Origin of the sequence: Caballeronia choica, from assembly GCF_001544535.1 — a bacterium.
GTDB classification, from domain to species: Bacteria; Pseudomonadota; Gammaproteobacteria; order Burkholderiales; family Burkholderiaceae; genus Caballeronia; species Caballeronia choica.
On record NZ_FCON02000410.1, the window covers coordinates 1 to 1,745 of the forward strand.

At 62.7% G+C, this 1,745-nt stretch carries 2 protein-coding genes; both read right to left on the reverse strand.

The genetic code is table 11. The features are described from left to right. Positions 1–277 precede the first annotated feature (277 nt). Positions 278–1,354, reverse strand: a complete 1,077-nt coding sequence (locus AWB68_RS44545; RefSeq protein WP_087650410.1) for an IS110 family RNA-guided transposase — start codon at positions 1,352–1,354, stop codon at positions 278–280. Between the two features lie 83 nt (positions 1,355–1,437). Continuing rightward, a partial coding sequence (locus AWB68_RS50530) for a hypothetical protein (RefSeq protein WP_235028872.1) occupies positions 1,438–1,745 on the reverse strand: 308 nt, incomplete at its 5' end.

Below are 1,745 nucleotides of genomic sequence, written 5' to 3' on the forward strand. Positions count from 1 at the left end.
ACGAAGGCGAAGCTCGGCGTGACGCCCCAGAACCTGACCTGGTTGAGGAAGTCATCGGCCGTGTACTGCGAACCGTGGACGCCCTTCTAAATGTCAAGTTGGTAAGTCATTTTCGGAATGCCAAGTGGCGCGCTTCACGGGGCGCTCGCGGGTTGCCCACCGCTGGCCGGCGCCGTGGTCGTAACAGGCGACCGCGCCGGCCAGCCGTGGACAACCCGCGACCCCTAACACACGGTTAGGGCGCAATAGCCTGCCTGTTGTCGGGAACAGGTCGCTTTCACGCAACCTGAACCTGACCGATCTGACGGTTGCGCTGACGTATGACATAGTAGACTTCGCGAGCGATATAGCGCTTGAGGCAGCGAATGGCTTCGAGCTTCGAGTGGCCCTCGCTGACCCGCCGTTCAACATACGCCTTTGTGCGCGAGTCGGTTCGCAGCCGGCCGATGGCGATGATGTGCAACGCGCTGTTGGCCGCACGATCCCCGCCGCGATTCAGGCGATGCCGGGTGACCTTTCCCGACGATGCCGGCACGGGACTGACTCCGCACAGGGCGGCAAATCCCGCCTCCGACTGTAGTCGCTCGCTGTTGTCTCCCGCCGTCAGCAGCAGCTGCGCTGCCGATTCGTATCCAATGGAATTGCGCGAGACCAGGTCCGGCGCGAGTTCGTTGACCAGGGCCGCGATCATCACGTCAAGGTCGGCAATTTCGTCGTGCAGTTCCAGATAGCGACGCCCGAGGGATTTCAATGTGATCCGGTACGCCGAGACTAGATTGCGGTAATCGGTCAGATCCGGACGCCAGGCGGCCAGCGTGCGCACGAGCTGCATGCGGGTCATGGTGCGTAGCGCTTCGCGCAGTTCGTCAGGTGCGCTGATGATCGTGTTGTGAATCAGTTGCAGGGCAACTCGGCGAGCTGCAACCGCTGTCTTGCGACAGACCTTCAGCACGCGTAGTGACTCGATCATGCCGTCACGGGTCCTGGGTGTGACCGTGCGGACGCCTGCGAAGGCAGCATGGGCGGCATTTTCAGCATCCAGCGTATCGTCCTTGCCGCGTTTGCGCCGGTCGCTCCGGTCTGGCGCGGTCACTTCGAGCACCCTGACTTCAGCTTGCTGCAGGTAGCGCAGCAGCCCTGCGCCATACGTTCCGGTACACTCCACACCGACGCGGAGCAGTTCACCGAATGAACGCATCCAGATCAGCATCTGCTTGTAGCCATGCCGGGTGGTCGCGAAGCACCCGCTGCCCAGCACGCGGTCATGTTCGTCAACCACGGCTGCCATGTGCAGATCCTTGTGGGTATCGACTCCGCCTATGACGCCCGGGAGACCAGCGGTTTCTTCCTTCATGACACTTCTCCGGTTCTTGACAGTGGATCAAGGCGATTTCACCGGGACCGGATACCTGGACAGGACAGTAAGGCGACAGCGCGTCAGGCCCTTCTTGGGTCACATGCAGCGGCGAGGTGAAACCTCGCCGTTCGGTGTTCCCGGCCGGCCGACGGGTCCAAGGAAAGACACGAGCTCAGGTCGATCAATGCGTGGGTCAGGCCGTCGGGGACACTTCGCGGCACCAGACCCTCCGGCGGCCGGACCACTTCCGTGGCAGGGCGGGCCGAGGAGAAGCTGGTACTTGCATTATTACTATCCATGCGCAGCGTCAGGCCCCGACCAACCTCGGCACCCGTGCCGCCGAATTCACCCAGCAGTCCCTGTGCGATCGGCTGCAAGGCGGCGAACC